This is a genomic window from Xanthobacter pseudotagetidis (genome assembly GCF_043194795.2).
Classification (GTDB): domain Bacteria; phylum Pseudomonadota; class Alphaproteobacteria; order Rhizobiales; family Xanthobacteraceae; genus Xanthobacter; species Xanthobacter tagetidis_A.
The window spans coordinates 1,119,108-1,133,015 of the sequence record NZ_CM195534.1; the positions used below are offsets into that span (position 1 = coordinate 1,119,108).

General features: G+C 74.3%; 12 protein-coding genes. 10 read left to right on the forward strand and 2 right to left on the reverse strand.

Going from position 1 to position 13,908, the window contains the following annotated elements; translation table 11 throughout:
- Nucleotides 1-9 precede the first annotated feature (9 nt).
- The gene (locus V5F67_RS05210) at nucleotides 10-762 is read left to right on the forward strand and encodes a YkgJ family cysteine cluster protein (protein ID WP_394018521.1); all 753 of its coding nucleotides are present in this window, start codon (nucleotides 10-12) and stop codon (nucleotides 760-762) included.
- A 67-nt stretch (nucleotides 763-829) separates the two neighbouring features.
- Here V5F67_RS05210 and V5F67_RS05215 read toward each other — a convergent pair whose 3' ends face one another.
- Both V5F67_RS05215 and tsaD read right to left on the reverse strand, forming a co-directional pair.
- Nucleotides 830-1,810, reverse strand: a complete 981-nt coding sequence (locus tag V5F67_RS05215) for an NAD(P)H-dependent glycerol-3-phosphate dehydrogenase (RefSeq protein WP_394018519.1) — start codon at nucleotides 1,808-1,810, stop codon at nucleotides 830-832.
- Between the two features lie 2 nt (nucleotides 1,811-1,812).
- Nucleotides 1,813-2,871 carry a tRNA (adenosine(37)-N6)-threonylcarbamoyltransferase complex transferase subunit TsaD gene (tsaD, locus tag V5F67_RS05220; protein ID WP_394018816.1) on the reverse strand — a complete coding sequence of 353 codons (1,059 nt, stop codon included), beginning with the start codon at nucleotides 2,869-2,871 and terminating at the stop codon, nucleotides 1,813-1,815.
- A gap of 130 nt (nucleotides 2,872-3,001) precedes the next feature.
- Here tsaD and hemC point away from each other — a divergent pair, with 130 nt between their 5' ends.
- From hemC to V5F67_RS05265, 9 genes are all read left to right on the forward strand, one after another.
- Complete coding sequence (gene hemC / locus V5F67_RS05225) at nucleotides 3,002-3,967, forward strand: hydroxymethylbilane synthase (protein ID WP_394018517.1); 966 nt, start codon at nucleotides 3,002-3,004, stop codon at nucleotides 3,965-3,967.
- A 9-nt stretch (nucleotides 3,968-3,976) separates the two neighbouring features.
- Nucleotides 3,977-4,672, forward strand: coding sequence for a uroporphyrinogen-III synthase (locus V5F67_RS05230; protein WP_394018515.1), 696 nt, complete (start codon nucleotides 3,977-3,979; stop codon nucleotides 4,670-4,672).
- 76 nt (nucleotides 4,673-4,748) lie between these two features.
- Nucleotides 4,749-6,173, forward strand: a complete 1,425-nt coding sequence (locus V5F67_RS05235; RefSeq protein WP_394018513.1) for a hypothetical protein — start codon at nucleotides 4,749-4,751, stop codon at nucleotides 6,171-6,173.
- Complete coding sequence (locus V5F67_RS05240) at nucleotides 6,170-7,999, forward strand: heme biosynthesis HemY N-terminal domain-containing protein (protein WP_509210613.1); 1,830 nt, start codon at nucleotides 6,170-6,172, stop codon at nucleotides 7,997-7,999. Before V5F67_RS05235 ends, V5F67_RS05240 begins: the two co-directional genes overlap by 4 nt.
- A 350-nt stretch (nucleotides 8,000-8,349) precedes the next feature.
- Complete coding sequence (murA, locus tag V5F67_RS05245) at nucleotides 8,350-9,639, forward strand: UDP-N-acetylglucosamine 1-carboxyvinyltransferase (protein WP_394018510.1); 1,290 nt, start codon at nucleotides 8,350-8,352, stop codon at nucleotides 9,637-9,639.
- A 315-nt stretch (nucleotides 9,640-9,954) separates the two neighbouring features.
- Nucleotides 9,955-11,493 carry a putative bifunctional diguanylate cyclase/phosphodiesterase gene (locus V5F67_RS05250; protein WP_394018508.1) on the forward strand — a complete coding sequence of 513 codons (1,539 nt, stop codon included), beginning with the start codon at nucleotides 9,955-9,957 and terminating at the stop codon, nucleotides 11,491-11,493.
- Between the two features lie 89 nt (nucleotides 11,494-11,582).
- On the forward strand, nucleotides 11,583-12,023 hold the full coding sequence (locus tag V5F67_RS05255) for a DUF2948 family protein (protein WP_394018506.1): 441 nt from the start codon (nucleotides 11,583-11,585) through the stop codon (nucleotides 12,021-12,023).
- Nucleotides 12,024-12,105: 82 nt separating this feature from the next.
- Entirely contained in the window at nucleotides 12,106-13,416 is a 1,311-nt protein-coding gene (gene hisD / locus V5F67_RS05260) for a histidinol dehydrogenase (RefSeq protein ID WP_394018504.1), read from the forward strand.
- Nucleotides 13,413-13,904, forward strand: coding sequence for a UPF0262 family protein (locus V5F67_RS05265; protein ID WP_394018502.1), 492 nt, complete (start codon nucleotides 13,413-13,415; stop codon nucleotides 13,902-13,904). Before hisD ends, V5F67_RS05265 begins: the two co-directional genes overlap by 4 nt.
- Nucleotides 13,905-13,908 lie beyond the last annotated feature (4 nt).

Sequence of the window (13,908 nt, forward strand, 5' to 3'; positions counted from 1 at the left end):
ATAGCGTCCATGTCTTCCTTCGACGGCGCCGGCCCCGACGGCGAGGGGCCGGCGGATTTCTTCCACGCCCAGCGCGCGGCCTTCCAGGACACGCTCGCCCGCTTCGAGGGCCGGCCCGATCTGCTCGACCGCCTGTGGATGCAGGCCTTCAGCTCGTTCGAGCACAATGTGGAGGCCGAGACCGAGGGCATGCCGCAGCTCGCCTGCCACAAGGGATGCGGCACCTGCTGCCAGCTGAAGGTGGTGGCCACCATGCCCGAGGTGCTGATGGTGGCGCGCTATGTGCGCGCCATGGCCGGCGGCTTCAGCAAGGTGGGCGTGGACCTCTGGGGCCGCCTCGCCAGCGCCGGGCCGGCCGAGGAGCCGGCTCATCCCATGGCGCTCGGGCGCGAATGCCCGTTCCTCGCCGAGGGCATGTGCGTGATCTATCCGGTGCGGCCCATGGCCTGCCGGGGCCATGCCTCGTTCGACAAGGAGGCGTGCGTCTCGGCCCTGTGCGGCGGCGCCGAGGACGTGCCGGTCTCGGGCGCGCACCGGGCGGTGCGGGGCCTGGTGCAGAGCGCGCTGCAATCGGCGCTGCACGATGCCGGCCTGCCGTGGGGCGTCTACGACCTCGTCGGCGCGCTGCGCCTCGCGCTGGCGCGGCAGGACGGGGAGGCGGCGTTCCGGGCCGGCGAGGATTTCCTGACCCCGGCGGCGGCCGACGGCGCCGAGCGCGCCGAGATGCGCGCCGCCTTCGTCCGGCTGGGCACGCTGTCCTGAAGCCGGCGGCCGGGGGCTGAAGCCCGCCTCAGGCCTCCACCTCAGGCCTCCACCTCAGGCTTCCGCCTCAGGCCTCCGCCTTCTGGGGCCGCGCCATGAGCGCGTCGATGGCGCCGTCGACGGTCAGGCGGCCGGAGAGCACCGCGTCCACCGCCGCGCTCACGGGCATGTCGATGCCCGACGATGCGGCCATCTCCACCAGCACCCGCGCGGTGAAGGCGCCCTCGGCGAGCTTGCCCTGCGGCGCCGCGCCGGCGCCCAGCGCCTGGCCGAGCGCGAAGTTGCGCGACTGCGGCCCCGAGGAGGTGAGGATCAGGTCGCCGAGGCCCGACAGGCCGGTGAGCGTCTCCGCCTTGGCCCCGAAGGCGCGGCCGAAGCGCACCAGCTCGGCGAAGCCGCGGGCGATCAGCGCCGCCTTGGCGCTTGCCCCGAGCCTTCGTCCCTCGACGATGCCGGCGGCGATGGCGAGCACGTTCTTCGCCGCCCCGCCGATCTCGACCCCGCGCACGTCGGTGGAGAAATAGAGCCGCAGCGCCGGGCCGCCGAGCGCGTCGCACAGGCGCTCGGCGAGGCCCGCCTCGTGCGCGGCGAGGGTGACGGCGGTGGGCAGGCCGGCCGCCACGTCGCTGGCGAAGCTCGGCCCCGAGAGCACCGCCGTGGCGGCGTCCGGCGCCTCGGCGGCGATCACCTCGGTGATGAAGTGCCGTGTGCCGCGCTCGATGCCCTTGGCGCAGGAGACGATCGCCGTGCCCGGCGCCGCCAGCGGCGCGATTTCGCGCGCCACCTCCCGGCAGGCCTGGGCCGGCACCACCAGCAGCACCGCGTCCGCCGCCGCCGCGTCGGCGAGGCGCGCCGTCACGCTCACCCGGTCGTCGAAGCGGATGCCGGGCAGCGCGCGGATGTTCTCGCGCCGCGACGCCATGTCCGCCACCTGCGCCCCGTCGCGCGCCCACAGGACGGCGCGGCATCCGGCGCGGGCGGCGGCGTTGGCGAGCGCGGTGCCCCAGGCGCCGGCGCCGACGATGCCGACGGTCTCGATCGCCGCCATGCTCAGGCCCGCGCCATGGGGCCGGCGGCCACCGGGTCCAGCGGCCAGCGGGCGCGCGGGCTCACGTCCAGCGGGTCGGTCAGCGCGCGCGCGAGCCGCTCGGCGCCGGCCCAGGCGATCATGGCGCCGTTGTCGGTGCACAGCGCTGGCGCGGGGATGGCGAGGCGGGTGTTGAGCTCGGTGGCGATCTGGCCGAGCCGGGCGCGGATCGCGCCGTTGGCGGCGACCCCGCCGGCCACCACCAAGGCGGAAGGGCCGCGCCCCATCTTCTCGCGGAAGACGCGCGCGCCGGCCCGCACCCGGTCGGCGATCACCTCCACCACCGCGGCCTGGAAGGAGGCGCACAGGTCGGCGACGTCGTCGTCGGTGAGCGGGGCGAGGCGGTCCGCCTCCAGCCGCACCGCGGTCTTGAGGCCGGAGAGCGAGAAGTCCGGCTCGCGCCGGCCCATGAGCGGGCGCGGGAACACGAAGCGCTCGGCGTCGCCGCGCGCCGCCTCCTCCTCCACGTGCGGCCCGCCGGGATAGGGCAGGCTCAGCATCTTCGCCACCTTGTCGAAGGCCTCGCCGATGGCGTCGTCCAGCGTGGTGCCGAGGCGGGTGTAGCGGCCCACGTCCTCCACGGCGACGAGCTGGGTGTGCCCGCCGGAGACCAGCAGCAGGAGGAACGGGAACTGCACGCCGTCGGTGAGGCGGGCGGTCAGAGCGTGCGCCTCCAGGTGGTTGACGGCGATCAGCGGCTTGCCCGTCACCAGCGCCAGCGCCTTGGCGGTGGTCAGGCCGACGATGACGCCGCCGATGAGGCCGGGACCGGCCGCCGCGGCGATGCCCGACAGGTCGCGATAGGCGATGCCGGCCTGCTTCATGGCCTCGGCGACCACGTGGTCGAGCACCTCCACATGGGCGCGCGCCGCCATCTCCGGCACCACGCCGCCGAACGGGGCGTGGATCTCCACCTGGGAGCGGATGACGTTGGAGCGGATCTCTCCCGACCCCGTCAGCGAGCGGCTGACCACCGCCGCCGAGGTCTCGTCGCACGTGGTCTCGATGCCGAGCACCAACAGTTCGCCCGACCCGTGGAGTTCGCCCGCCTTGGGGAGTTCGCCCACCTTGCCGCCCTTTCCCGCGCGATGTTCCGGCTGCGCCGCAACGCCGCTCTATCCATTTTGATTCCAATGCGCATTCTACGCATCCATGAACGAGAACACGAACCGCCAAACGGGCGGCCCCCGCATCGACGCCTCCGCGCGCCTCACCATCGGCACGCGCGGCAGCCCGCTGGCGCTCTGGCAGGCTCATGCCGTGCGCGACGCGCTCGCCGCCGCGCTCGGCCGGCCGAAGGAGCAGATCGCCATCAAGGTGATCCGCACCTCGGGCGACGCGATCCAGGACCGCGCCTTGTCCCAGGCCGGCGGCAAGGGCCTCTTCACCAAGGAGATCGAGGACCAGCTCCTGTCCGCCGAGGTCGACCTCGCGGTGCATTCCGCCAAGGACGTGGCGACGGCGCTCCCGGACGGGCTGCACCTCGCCGGCTACCTGCCGCGCGCCGACGTGCGCGACGCGCTGATCCTGAAGCGCGGGGCCGGGCTCGACGACCTGCCGGCCGGAGCGCGCGTGGGCACCGCCTCGCTGCGGCGCGAGGCGCAGCTGCGCCGGCTGCGCCCGGACCTTCATGTGGAGCTGCTGCGCGGCAACGTCCACACCCGCCTGAAGCGGGTGCGCGAGGGCGACCTCGACGCCACCCTCCTGGCGCTCGCCGGCCTCACCCGCCTCGGCCTCGCGCAGGAGGCGGACGCGGTGCTCTCCACCGACGCCTTCCTGCCGGCGGTGGGGCAGGGGGCGGTGGCGATCGAATGCCGGGTCGACGACGGCGCCACCAACGCCGCCATCGCCGCCATCGCCTGCGCCTCGACCGGCATCGCGGTGACCGCCGAGCGCGCCTTCCTGGCGGCGCTCGACGGCTCGTGCCGCACCCCCATCGCCGGCCTGGCGACGGTGGAAAGCGGGCGCGTCAGCCTCTCGGGCCTGGTCCTAGCGCCGGACGGATCGGATGCCGCCGAAGGTGTCGAGGCCGGCGCCGTGGCCGACGCCGTCGCCGTCGGCCACGCGCTCGGCACGCGGCTGCGGGCGAGCGCGCCGGCCCGCGCCCTGGGGCTCTAGGGGGCGGCCGTGCTGGTGCTCGTCACCCGCCCCGAGCCGGCGGCGCAGCAGACGGCGGCGCGCCTCGCCGCCATGGGCCACGAGGCGCTGGTGGACCCGATGCTGCGCATCGCCCCCACCGGCGCGGCGCTGCCGGACGGCCCGTTCGAGGCGGTCGCCTTCACCTCGGTGAACGGCGTGAAGGCGCTGGCGGCGCATGCGGATTTCGCGCGCTTCCGCGGGCTGCCGGCCTTCGCGGTCGGTCCGCGCACGGCGCGGGAGGCGCGGCAGGCGGGATTTCCAGAGGTGACGGACTGCGACGGCGATGCGGCGGCGCTCGCCGGGCGCCTCGCCGCCGCGCTGGGGACGGGGGCGCGCGTGCTCCATCCGGCGGGAGAGGACCGGGCGGCCGATCTCGGCGCGCTGCTGGAAGGCCACGGCCTGCGCGTCGCGCTCGCCATTGTCTATGCGGCGGTGCCGGCCGATGCCCTCGGTCCGGCGACGCGGGCGGCGCTCGCGGCGGGAACCATCGGCGCGGCGCTGCATTTTTCTCCGCGTACGGTGAAGACTTTGCTTGCCTGCGCCGGCGATGCCGGTCTCGACGCGGCGCTGCGCGAGGTTCGGCACCTGTGCCTGTCGGCGCAGGTGGCCGCGGCGCTCGGCGCCTGCCGCAGCGTCGCGGTCGCTGCGGCGCCCAACGAGGATGCCCTGCTCGCCCTGCTCTGAGGGGCGGCGGTTGCGGCGGCGCGTCCGGCGGTCTATCCGAGGGAGGCACGGACCGCGAGGAGGCCCAGAGCGAGCGATGATGGCGAGCGATGATCCGAACCCGGCGGGCCAGCCCCCCCGATCCCGGCCGACGCCGCCGACGCTCGATCTGACGGCCGAGGAGGTCAGGGCGACGCCCGAATCCGGCAGCGCCGACACCCGTTCCGGCGCGGCGCAGGCCGTTCCGGCGGACGCTGCGGGCGCGGCCGATGACGGCCCGCCGTCCGATTGCGCGACCGGTGCGCCGGACGATCCGGCGCCCGAAGCCATCCCTTCCGGCGCCGCTTCCGAGCCCGGGGCGCCGGCCTCCGAGGAGCCTGAGGCCCCCGCGCCGGCCGCGCCGCGCCGCGCCTCGGGCGCCCTGGCGCTCGCCGCCGCGCTGGTGGCGGGCGTGGTGGGCGGCGGCGTCGCCGGCGGCGCCGTGTCGCGCCTGCTCGCGCCGCAGCCCGTCTTAGCGCCGGTCGCCGAGGTGCCGGCGGCTGTCGCCGCCGACCTCAAGACCCTCAACGGCCGCCTCGCGGCGCTGGAGGCGCGCCCTGCCGCAGCGGCGCCCGACCTGTCCGGGCGGCTCGCTGCCGCCGAGGCGAGCCTCGCGGCGATCAAGTCCGGCCTTGCCGCCCTGGAGGATGCCGCCAAGGCGGCTTCCGCGTCCGCGCCAGCCGCGGCGGCCGCGGACCTCCAGCCCGTGGTCGACGCGCTGAAGGCGCAGCTGGACGCCGCCCGTGCCGCGCTCGACGGCGCGCGCGGCGAGATCGCCCAGCTCCGCCAGGGCCAGGACGCGCTCGACAAGGCGCAGGCGGCCATGGCGCGGGGCCAGGACGCCTTGAAGACCGCGGTCGACGCCGCCGCGCGGCAGGCCGGCGCGCTGGCGCCGCGGCTCGACGCGTTCGACACCCAGCTGAAGGAGACTTCCGCCGCCGCCGTGAAGCTGGCGCGTGCCGCGACCGCCCTCGTGGTGCTGGCGGAGCTGAAGCAGGCGGCCGCCGCCGGCCGGCCGTTCGCCGCCGAGCTCGACGCCGCCCGCGCGGTGCTCGGCCCGGCCGCGCAGCCGCTCGATGCCATCGCCGCCGATGCGAAGGCGGGTCTTCCCACCAACGAGGCGCTGGCGCGCGCGCTGGCGCAGCAGGGCGGGGCCGCGTTCGCCGTGGCCCCTGCCGCCGCGCCCGCCGCCGGCGACGACCTGCTCTCGCGCCTCGCCGCCAGCGCCGGCAGCCTCGTGAAGGTGCGCCGCGAGGGCGAGGCCGCGCCGGGCGATGCCCGCGCGCCGCTCGACCAGGCGGTGGCCGAGGCGCGCGCCGGCGCCCTCGGCGCCGCGCTGGCCTCGCTGAAGCGCCTGCCGCCGGAGGTGCAGGCGAAGCTCGCCGACGTCACCGCGAAGATCGCCGCGCGCCGGGCGGCGGCGGACGCCGTGGCCGCGCTCTCCCAGCAGTCGCTCGCCGCCATTTCGGGGAAGACGCCGTGATCCGCCTCGTCATCCTTCTGGTTGTCCTCGCCGCGCTCGCCTTCGGCATCGGCTGGCTCGCCGACCGTCCGGGCGAGATCCACCTCTCCTGGGAGGGGTGGCGGATCGAGACCACCGTGCCGGTGGCGCTCGCCGTGCTCGCCGTGCTCACCGCGGCGCTGATGGGCCTGTGGCGCGCGCTGTCGCTGCTGCTGCGCTCGCCGCAGATGGTGGCGCGCCATTCCCGCCGCCGCCGCCGCGACAAGGGCTGGGACGCGGTGACGCGCGGCCTGCTCGCCATCGGCACCGGCGACGTCCCGGCCGCCCGGCAGGCGCGCGCCGATGCCGTGCGGCTGCTGCCCAACGAGCCGCTGACGCGTCTTCTGGCGGCGCAGACCGCGCAGTTCGACGGCGACCGGGACGTGGCCGTGGCCGAGTTCCGCGCCATGGCGGAGCGCGCCGAGACGCGCCTGCTGGGCCTGCGCGGCCTGCACATGGAGGCGCGCCGCGCCGGCGACGCGCGCGCCGCCGCCGTGCTCGCCGCCGAGGCCGCCGCCGCCGCGCCGGCGCTCGGCTGGGCCGTGGACGCGGTGATCGAGGCACGCTGCGCCGACGGCGACTTCGCCGGCGCCCGCGCGGTTCTGGAGCGCCAGATGGCGCAGAAGGGCATCGACAAGGCGCAGTATCGCCGCCGCCGCGCGGTGCTGCTCGCCGCCGAGGCGGTGGCGCTGGAGCATGTCGATCCGCCGGTGGCGCGCGAGCGCGCGGTGGAGGCGGTGCGCCTCGCCCCGACTTTGGTGCCCGCCGCCGCCTGTGCCGGGCGGCTGCTCGGGGCGGCGGGCGAGCTGAAGAAGGCGGCGAAGATCGTCGAGACCGCTTTCGCCGCCAATCCCCATCCGGAGCTTGCCGAGGTGGAGGCGCACCTGCGCCCGGGCGACGCGGCGCAGGACCGCCTGAAGCGCATCCGCGTGCTGGCCAACAAGGCGCCGAGCGCCCGCGAGAGCGCCATCGCCCTTGCCCGCGCCGCCATCGACGCCCAGGAGTTCCAGCAGGCGCGCCTGGTGCTGGAGCCGCTTCTCGCCGAGCCGAGCCAGCGCGTGTGCCTGCTGATGGCGGAGCTGGAGGCGGCCGAGCACGCCGACATCGGCAAGGCGCGCGAGTGGACCGCCCGCGCGGTGCGCGCCACCCGCGATCCGGCCTGGATCGCCGACGGCGTGGTCTCCGACCACTGGGCGCCGGTCTCCCCGATCTCCGGCAAGCTCGACGCCTTCGTCTGGGCGGTGCCGCCCGGCGTCTCGGCGACGCCGATCCTGGAGCACGAGGCCGAGCGGGTGAAGGCGGCCATCGCCGCCGTGCGCGCGAGCGAGGAGGCCAAGGCCGCCGCCCTCGCGGCCGAGGCGCGGGCCGCGCCGGCCGCCGATCCGGCCGCTGCCCCCGCCGGCGCGGCTGCGCCGGCCGCCGTGCCGCCCGGGCCGGCAACGCCCGAGCCCGAGAGGGCGCCCGACCCGCCGCCCTCCTTCCCTTCCCCCGCCCCCAAGGCCGAAGGCACTCCGGAGTCCGCCCCGGCGCCGGAGGCGGTGGCCGGGACCGCGGCGCGGGCCGAGGCAAAGGGAGATGCCAAGTCCGCCGGCGAGACCGGCCCGGACGAGATCGACCGCGTGGTGCGGCTGCCGCCCCCCGGCGCCTCGCTTGGCGCCTCGTTCGGCGGCCCCGCGCCCGCCGCGCCCGGCGCGCGGAGCGCCCGCGCCGAGCCCATCGTCGCCATGCCGCCCTTGCCCGACGATCCCGGCCCGGAGCCGGAAGGGTCCGATCCCGACGGGCGCCGCTCCCGCTTCCTCGGCCTGTGAGCCGGGACCGCCCGGCGGCGCGTCGTCCAGTCCCGGCTTGCGCCCGGCGGGAGGCGCGGCTTAACTCGGGCCCATGACGTCCGGCGACGACAAATCCGAGCGGCTCGCCGCTGCGCTGCGCGCGAATCTCGCGCGCCGGAAGGATCAGGCGCGCGCCCGCAAGGCCGCGGTCCCGCCCGTGAAGCCGGCTTCCGGTTCCACCGGGCAGGCGCCGGATGATACCGCCTCGGCATCGGTAGCCGGAGGCATAATTGTTTCGACAGACGAGCCGGGCTAAACGTGAAGGCTCGCGTGCTACGGGACGCCCCGCCCGCCGTCGCGCGGCGCGGGTGGCGGAGGACAGGAGCAGCATGGACAAGATTCGCATCGTCGGCGGACAGGCGCTCGTTGGCAGCATCCCCATCTCCGGTGCCAAGAACGCCGCTTTGCCGCTGATGATCGCCGGCCTCCTGTCGGAAGAGACGCTGGTGCTGGAGAACGTGCCGCGCCTCGCCGATGTGGCGCTGCTCCAGCGCATCCTCGGCAATCACGGCGTTGACATCACCACCCACGGCAAGCGCAACGGGGACGATCCCCATGCCGGCCAGACGCTGGAGATCGACGCCCGCGTCATCGTCGACACCACCGCGCCCTACGACCTGGTCTCGCGCATGCGCGCCTCGTTCTGGGTGATCGCGCCGCTGGTCGCGCGCATGGGCGTCGCCAAGGTCTCGCTGCCGGGCGGCTGCGCCATCGGCACGCGGCCGGTGGACTTCCACCTCGACGCGCTGCGGGCGCTCGGCGCCGAGATCGAGATCGACGCCGGCTACGTCAACGCCAGGGCGCCCAAGGGCTTGAAGGGCGGACGCATCGTGTTCCCCAAGGTCTCGGTCGGCGCCACCCACACCGCGCTCATGGCGGCGAGCCTCGCCGACGGCGAGACCGTGATCGAGAACGCCGCGCGCGAGCCCGAGATCGTCGATGTCGCCGACTGCCTGGTGAAGATGGGCGCGCGCATCTCCGGCGCCGGCTCGTCCACCATCCACATCCTCGGCGTGCCGCGCCTGAAGGGCGCGCGCCACGCGGTGCTGCCCGACCGCATCGAGACCGGCACCTATGCCATGGCCACCGCCATGGTCGGCGGCGACGTGATGCTCTCCGGCGCCCGCGCCGACCTGCTCGACAACGCGCTCGACATCCTGCGCCAGGCCGGGGCCGAGATCGACGTTACCAACGAGGGCATCCGCGTGCGCCGCAACGGCGCCGGCGTCCTGCCGGTGGAGGTGTCGACCGCGCCCTATCCCGGCTTCCCCACCGACCTCCAGGCCCAGCTCATGGCGCTGATGACCCGGGCGCGCGGGCGCTCGCGCATCACCGAGACCATCTTCGAGAACCGCTTCATGCACGTACAGGAGCTGGCCCGCTTCGGCGCCCGGATCCATCTCGACGGCGACACCGCCACCATCGAGGGCCGCGAGCGCCTCACCGGCGCTCCCGTCATGGCCACCGACCTGCGCGCCTCGGTCTCCCTGGTGATCGCCGGCCTCGCCGCCGAAGGCGAGACCATGGTGCAGCGCGTCTACCACCTCGACCGCGGGTTCGAGCGGCTGGAGGAGAAGCTTTCGCGCTGCGGCGCGGTGATCGAGCGCATCAGCGCCTGAGGCGCCCGCGCCGCCGATCTGCGATCCGGTGGCCGGATGCGGGGTGCCGCATCCGGACCAACCCAAACGTGACGGCGCGGGCCGGCACCCAGAAGACATACGGTATTGAGGTCTTCCGTTCCACGGACGTCCTGAACTACCATCGAGTGTCCAATCGAGTGAGCGCATTTGGCATCGGATCATGGGGCTCCCGTCCGGCGTGCGAGGGAGTTGAACCCGCCGCCCCCAACGCCGCCTGCGGGCGCTGCGGCGCCGGAACCGCGGGGGTGGCGCGGCCTTGCTTATGCGCTCATCGCCGCCGCCTCCCTGGCGGCCATGGCGGCCTTGATCGCCACCAATGCGTTCGAGCATTTCTACGCCTTCACGCGGGCGCATGAAGCCTTTCAGCTCGATGAGGTCTACTGGCTCGGCCTGGTGGGGAGCTGCGCGCTGACCGCGGTGCTGATCCTGCGCAGCCGCCAGCTCAGGCGCGAGGTGGCGCTGCGCCGGCAGGCCGAGGCTGCGGTCGCGGACCTCTCGCGCTATGACGCGCTGACCGGCGTGGCCAACCGGCAGATGTTCCGCGAGGAGCTGACGCGCCACCTGGATTTCGCCCGGCAGCATGGCACCCGGCTCGCCTTGCTGGTGGTGGACATCGACCACTTCATCTCGGTGAACGACCTGCTCGGCCACGTCGGCGGCGACCGCATCCTGCGCTCGTTCTCGGATCGGGTGCGCTCGGTGCTGCGGCTTCAGGATGTGCTGGCGCGGCTCGGCTCGGACGAGTTCGCCATCCTCTTCCCGCTCACCGACGGCGCCGGCATCGAGGACATCTTCCGCATCGCCGAGCGCATCGTCACGGCGGCGCGCCAGCCGTTCCCGGACGAGAGCGGCGCCACCACCGGCATCACGGTGAGCATCGGCATCGCCAAGTTCCCGCGCGACGCCACCGACGAGAACGAGCTGCTGCTGCACGCCGAGGCCGCCATGTTCCAGGCCAAGGCGGCGGGGCGCAACCGCTACGTCCTGTTCGACGGGGCGCTCGACGCCCGTCGGCGCCAGCGGCTGGAGCTGGAGGCGGAGATCCGCGCCGCCTTGGTCAATGACGAGATCGTCGCCCATTACCAGCCGCTGGTGAGCCTCTCCAGCCTCAATCCGGTGGGCTTCGAGGCGCTCGCGCGGTGGCAGCATCCCAGGCGCGGCCTGCTGGGGCCGGCGGAGTTCGTGCCGATCATCGAGGACATCGGCCTCAACGACGCGCTGCTGCGGCAGATGGTGAGCCGCGTGTGCCGGGATACCCGGAACTGGCCCGAGCACCTCACCATCGCCATCAACAGCTCGCCGCCGCAGCTGGTGGAGGAGGGCTTCGCCCAGTCGATCCTCGACCTGCTCGACGAGTATGACTTTCCGCCCCCCCGGCTGGAGGTGGAGATCACCGAGACGGCGCTGCTGATCGACTTCGACGCGGCGCGCCACTCGGTGGCGGCGCTCAAGGCCAAGGGCGTGCGCGTGTCGCTGGACGACTTCGGCACCGGCTATTCGAGCTTGACGCACCTGCACCAGCTGCCGTTCGACAAGATGAAGATCGATGCCAGCTTCACCCGGGGGATCAGCGAGGATTCCCAGATCCGCAAGATCATCGCCTCCATGATCGGCCTCGGCCACGCGCTGCGCCTCGTCACGGTGGCGGAGGGCGTGGAGACGCGCGAGCAGGCGGAATGGCTGCGCTCGCGCGGCTGCGAGCTGGCGCAGGGCTTCGCCTTCGCCCGGCCCCTGCCGCCGCTGGAGGCGGAACGGCTGATCGCCGGCGGGCCGATCCCCATCGAAGGCGGGCGTGTGCCCGGCCAGAACGGTGCGGCGGCCACGCTCCCCTGAGGCGATGCCGGCCCAAAGTGCGTTCCCTGCCTTGAATGGAAGGCTGATCGTCGCTATCTGCGCCTCAACGCAAAGCAGGCGGTCGCGCCATGAACTCCTTGAAGCTGCTCGCACTCGACGAGGAAGACCTCGCCATCCTCTCGGCCCATCTCCAGGATGCGGTGGTCAAGCGCGCCGACATGGGCTTCCTGCCGCGCGTGCAGCGCTTCGTGCTGCTGCTCAACCGGTTCGACTGGGACCACAAGGCGGCCACGGGCGAGACCGTGCGGCGCCGGGCGGGCATGCATTTCGAGCGCGTGCGGCAGGTCAAGTGCCGCGGCATCGATGAGGCGCTGCGCGAGGGGGTCCTCAACCTGCTCGCGGTGACCTTCGAGACCACGGATGCGCCCTCGGGCTTCGTGCTCCTGACCTTTTCAGGCGGCGCCGAGGTGCGCCTGGAGGTGGAGTGCATCGAGGCGAGCCTCAAGGACCTCGGCCCGGCCTGGGGTTGCGCCCATGTGCCGAAGCACGCCGCCGGCAGCGCCGCCTGAGCGAAAGCGCGCCCTGCCGCCTGCCCCGCCGCACGCAAGGGTAGGGCTTCCCACCGGCGCCGTCCTGCTCTAGCAAGGCGCCATGCCGATCCGCCTCGATACCGCCAGCGCCGACTTCCCCGCGCGTTTCGCCGACTTCCTCGCCTCCAAGCGGGAGGTCTCGGTGGACGTGAACGACAAGGCCGCCGCCATCATCGCCGACGTGCGGGCGCGGGGCGACGCGGCGCTGATCGACTATTCCCGCGCCTTCGACCGGGTGGACCTCGACGCCCTCGGCATCCGCGTCGCCGAGGCCGAGCTCGACGCGGCGCTCGCCGCGGTGGATGCCGAGACCCGCGCGGCGCTGGAGCTCGCCAAGGCGCGCATCGAAAGCCACCACGCCCGCCAGCGTCCCGCCGACGACACCTATACCGACGCGCTCGGCGTCACCCTCGGCCACCGCTGGACCAGCGTCGACGCGGTGGGGCTCTACGTGCCCGGCGGCACCGCCGCCTATCCTTCCTCGGTGCTGATGAACGCGGTGCCGGCCAAGGTCGCCGGCGTGCCGCGGATCGTCATGGTGGTGCCGGCCCCGGACGGGGTGATCGCGCCCCTGGTGCTGGCGGCGGCGAAGCTCGCCGGCGTCCACGAGGTCTACCGGGTGGGCGGCGCCCAGGCGGTGGCGGCGCTCGCCTACGGCACCCGGACCATCGCGCCGGTGGACAAGATCGTCGGCCCCGGCAACGCCTTCGTGGCGGCGGCCAAGCGGCAGGTGTTCGGCAAGGTGGGCATCGACATGATCGCCGGCCCCTCGGAGGTGCTGATCCTCGCCGACGGCTCGGCCAGCGCCGACTTCGTCGCCGCCGACCTGCTGGCCCAGGCCGAGCACGACGCCGCCGCCCAGTCCATCCTCGTCACCGACAGCGACGAGCTGGCGGCGAACGTCGAGGCGGCGGTGGAGGACATGCTCGCCCGCCTGCCGCGCGAGGAGATCGCCCGCGCCTCCTGGCGCGACCACGGCGCCATCATCAAGGTGGCAAGCCTCGACGCGGCGCTGCCGCTGGTGGACCGGGTGGCGCCGGAGCACCTGGAGATCCACGCGCTGGATGCCGACGGCCTCGCCGCCAGGGTGCGCCATGCCGGGGCGATCTTCATCGGCGCCTTCACGCCGGAGGCCATCGGCGACTATGTGGGCGGCTCGAACCATGTTCTTCCCACCGCCCGCTCGGCGCGCTTCTCCTCCGGCCTCTCGGTGCTGGACTTCATGAAGCGCACGTCGATCCTGAAGTGCGCGCCGGACGCGCTCGCGGTGCTCGGGCCGGCGGCCATGCGGCTCGCCGCCGCCGAGCGGCTCGACGCCCATGGCCGCTCGGTGGCGATCCGCACCAACCTGCCGCCGGAGGGTGGACAATGACCGACAAGGCTCAGAAACCGCCGGCCCGGCTCTGCGCCGTCACGCTCGACGAGGCCTCCATCGGCCATTCCACGGCCGACATCGAGCACGAGCGCGCCACCGCCATCTGGGACCTGGTCGAGGACAATTCCTTCTTGCCCTGCGGCGATCCGGGAACCGGGCCCTACGCGCTCCACATCTCGCTGATGGACAACCGCCTCGTGTTCGACATCCGGCGCGAGGGCGGCGAGCAGGTGGTGCAGCACCATCTCTCCCTCACCCCGTTCCGCAAGGTGGTGAAGGACTATTTCCTGGTCTGCGAGAGCTATTACGCCGCCATCCGCACCGCCTCGCCGAGCCAGATCGAGGCCATCGACATGGGCCGGCGCGGGCTCCACAACGAGGGCTCCGAGCTGCTGCGCGAGCGCCTGAAGGACAAGGTGGAGGTGGACTTCGACACCGCCCGGCGCCTGTTCACCCTCGTCTGCGCGCTGCACTGGAAGGGATAGCCGC

What these genes read in the sequence shown, in the direction of transcription:
- V5F67_RS05210 (WP_394018521.1), top strand. Translation starts at nt 10, where the DNA reads ATGTCTTCCTTCGACGGCGCCGGCCCCGACGGCGAGGGGCCGGCGGAT.
- V5F67_RS05215 (WP_394018519.1), bottom strand. Translation starts at nt 1,810, where the DNA reads ATGGCGGCGATCGAGACCGTCGGCATCGTCGGCGCCGGCGCCTGGGGC.
- hemC (WP_394018517.1), top strand. Translation starts at nt 3,002, where the DNA reads ATGAACGAGAACACGAACCGCCAAACGGGCGGCCCCCGCATCGACGCC.
- V5F67_RS05235 (WP_394018513.1), top strand. Translation starts at nt 4,749, where the DNA reads ATGATGGCGAGCGATGATCCGAACCCGGCGGGCCAGCCCCCCCGATCC.
- murA (WP_394018510.1), top strand. Translation starts at nt 8,350, where the DNA reads ATGGACAAGATTCGCATCGTCGGCGGACAGGCGCTCGTTGGCAGCATC.
- V5F67_RS05250 (WP_394018508.1), top strand. Translation starts at nt 9,955, where the DNA reads ATGGCGGCCTTGATCGCCACCAATGCGTTCGAGCATTTCTACGCCTTC.
- V5F67_RS05255 (WP_394018506.1), top strand. Translation starts at nt 11,583, where the DNA reads ATGAACTCCTTGAAGCTGCTCGCACTCGACGAGGAAGACCTCGCCATC.
- hisD (WP_394018504.1), top strand. Translation starts at nt 12,106, where the DNA reads ATGCCGATCCGCCTCGATACCGCCAGCGCCGACTTCCCCGCGCGTTTC.
- V5F67_RS05265 (WP_394018502.1), top strand. Translation starts at nt 13,413, where the DNA reads ATGACCGACAAGGCTCAGAAACCGCCGGCCCGGCTCTGCGCCGTCACG.